This is a genomic window from Cohaesibacter sp. CAU 1516 (assembly GCF_005771485.1).
GTDB classification, from domain to species: Bacteria; Pseudomonadota; Alphaproteobacteria; order Rhizobiales; family Cohaesibacteraceae; genus Cohaesibacter; species Cohaesibacter intestini.
This window is the reverse complement of sequence record NZ_VANT01000028.1, coordinates 1-2,822: the sequence shown is the minus strand read 5'-3', so window position 1 is coordinate 2,822 and position 2,822 is coordinate 1. Positions and strand designations below refer to the sequence as shown.

Genomic DNA, 2,822 nt, shown 5'->3' with positions numbered 1-2,822 from the left:
GTAATCACCCGGTTGGCACCGCCTTTCCGAACTCGGTCTTCTGATTTAAGACACGTCAATAATGACGTCCTTATTGACGTGTCTTAGCGAGGATTTTGATGCGCGGCGAGATATTGGGTCCAGAACGTCGGCGACGTTGGAGCGTTGACGAGAAGCTTTCGATTGTTGGTTCGATTGGTATTGACGGAGCAACGGTTACGCAGGTCGCCCAGCGGCATGATGTTAGCCGGCAGCAACTGTATATCTGGCGCCGCGATTTGAAGCGGAAGGGTTTGCTTTGTGAGGCCGATCCTGCCCTCTTCATTCCAGTTGAGCTTTCGGCCATTCCAGAAGATGACCAGCCAAAGGGCAGCGGTGACATTGGGGGGAGCTCTTGTCTGGTTGAATTGGATTTGCGCCACGGCCGCTGTCTTCGATTTGATAGTGGCCTGGATTGTTCGGTTCTCAGCAGGCTCATTCGAGCGGTGGAGGCAGCATGATTGGTCCGGGCACAGGCGTCCGTGTTTATCTTGCTGGCGGCGTGACTGATATGAGGAAAGGCATAACGGGCCTCTCGGTTTTGGCTCAGGATGTTTTGCGACAAAGCCCGACCAGCGGCGCTGTGTTTGCCTTCAGAGGTCGACGTGGTGATCGTATCAAACTTCTTTACTGGGATGGTCAGGGATTTTGTCTCTATTACAAAGTCCTTGAGAAAGGCCGGTTCCCCTGGCCCTCGGCGGGGGATGGTGTTGCCAGACTGACATCGGCACAGCTTGCGATGTTATGGGAAGGGATTGATTGGCGGCGTCCGCGCTGGGGCTCTCCACCTGCCCGAGTTGGGTGAATTACCAATTGATAATAGATTGTTTTTATTGTTCTTTTGCCTGATTTGTGCTATCAGGATGCATGTCAAAAATCCCTGAAAACCTGCCGAATGACCCAGCCATTTTGAAAGCGATGATTGCCGCTTTGCAGGCTGAAAACGAGCAAATGTCTGCGACATTGCGAGTTCATGATCAATTGATCCAGGGATTGCGTCTTCGTATCGCGAAACTGCAGAAACAGACTTTTGGCAAGTCCTCTGAAAAGATCGAGCGTGAAATCGAGCAACTGGAATTGGCGCTTGAAGATCTGTTGGTCGCGGTAGCCGAGAACAGTACTGAGCCAATCAATGACGAGGATGCAGCTGCGCCGGATTCTGACTCTTCTGTGACTGATAAGCCAAAGAAAGCTCGGCGCCGTCCTCGTGTCTCAGACAAGACACCTCGTGAGCGTCGGGAGCTTGATCCGGGGGATCGTTGCCCTGATTGTGGAGGGGAATTGGGAACCGTCGGCGAGGATGTCAGCGAAATGCTTGATATGATCTTTGCTCAGTTGAAGGTCATTGAAATTGCCCGGCTCAAGAAGTCTTGCCGTTGTTGCGAGAAGATGGTCCAAGTTCCAGCACCCAGCCGCCCAATTCCGGGTAGCATGGCCAGTGCAGGTCTATTGGCCTATGTCCTGGTCTCCAAATTCGACGACCATATTCCGTTGTATCGCCAGAATGAAATCTTCGCCCGGATGGGTGCCGATATTCCTGACAGCACGCTGGTCGATTGGTGCGGTCGCGCCATGCGGACACTTCAGCCATTGATCGAGCGTATCGAGACTTCAGTCATGGAGAGTGATCTTCTTCATGCCGATGATACGCCTATCCGGGTTCTTGATCGTTCCTTGCGCAAAAGAGGTTTGGGGAAAGGCGTGAAGAAGGGCCGAATATGGACCTATGTCAGGGACCAGAGGCCTTGGGCTGGAACGGCCCCTCCTGGGGCGGTCTATTACTTTGCTCCCGACTGGAAAGCTGAGCATGTCCATCATCACCTCAGACATGCCAGCGGCATTCTTCAGGCTGATGGCTACAAGGGCTATTCAAAGCTCTATGAGTCTGGATCGGATGGGAAAGCGCGCTTCAAGGAAGCTGCCTGTTGGGCGCATCTACGCAGAGACTTCCATGATTTTTGGACGTCAACCAAGTCCGAGATTGCCCATGAGGCTCTGAAGCGGATAGGGGCAATCTATGATATTGAACGGGATATATCGGGACAAAGTGCCGATACACGTCTGGCTACCCGACAAAAGCTCAGCAAGCCCAAGATCGAGGCGTTCTTTGAATGGTCAGACCAGCAACTGACACGCATATCGGGCAAGAGTGATTTGGCAAAGGCTTTCCGCTATTGCTTGACCAGGAAGAAGGCTTTCCGCCTATTCCTTGAGGACGGCCGAGTTGCCATCGACAACAATGCTGCCGAGCGAGCGCTGCGCCCAATTGGGATCGGAAGAAAGAACTGGTTATTCGCTGGAGCCGATACCGGCGCGGAGACACTGGCACGAGCCATGACAATCATTGAGACAGCCAAGATGAATGGCCTCGACCCGCAGGCCTATCTGGCCAACATTCTCGATCGGATCAATGACCACAAGATCAATCGTCTGGATGAGTTGCTGCCCTGGAACTGGGCTCCAATGGCTCCAGACCAGCATGAGGCAGGCTGATGGCCAAGACAAGATTTGTCCTGACAATGGAACGAGTCGCAGAGATCCTTGAGGAGGACCTTGAGTTCTTGCAAAAAATCGTCACCAATGACGATAATCTGTCCTACGGAAACATCGTCGATATTGAAGACGGCTCAGACAATAGCAACATCGCTTTGACCAGTGATGGATTGGAAGAACTCCAACAGATGCTCATCGACGCCCGATCTTCAGAGGAAGAGTGGGAGATCTTCCTCCAGGATTTTATCGCGGATCCTGAAATCATTGCTCGCGTCAAGGCAAAAAAGCTGCGGTAGCAATCGGGTGCTTAC

General features: G+C 52.7%; 4 protein-coding genes. All 4 read left to right on the top strand.

Annotation, left to right across the window (positions count from 1 at the left end; translation table 11 throughout):
• Positions 1-98: 98 nt before the first annotated feature.
• The 4 genes from FDK21_RS20375 (at position 99) to FDK21_RS20360 (ending at position 2,807) form a co-directional block, all read left to right on the top strand.
• Complete coding sequence (locus FDK21_RS20375) at positions 99-479, top strand: transposase (protein WP_138150696.1); 381 nt, start codon at positions 99-101, stop codon at positions 477-479.
• Positions 476-823: an IS66 family insertion sequence element accessory protein TnpB gene (tnpB, locus tag FDK21_RS20370; protein WP_138150695.1), complete on the top strand. Its 348-nt coding sequence runs from the start codon at positions 476-478 to the stop codon at positions 821-823. Before FDK21_RS20375 ends, tnpB begins: the two co-directional genes overlap by 4 nt.
• A 62-nt stretch (positions 824-885) precedes the next feature.
• Entirely contained in the window at positions 886-2,511 is a 1,626-nt protein-coding gene (locus FDK21_RS20365; RefSeq protein WP_138150694.1) for an IS66 family transposase, read from the top strand.
• Positions 2,511-2,807, top strand: coding sequence for a hypothetical protein (locus tag FDK21_RS20360; RefSeq protein ID WP_138150693.1), 297 nt, complete (start codon positions 2,511-2,513; stop codon positions 2,805-2,807). Before FDK21_RS20365 ends, FDK21_RS20360 begins: the two co-directional genes overlap by 1 nt.
• Positions 2,808-2,822 lie beyond the last annotated feature (15 nt).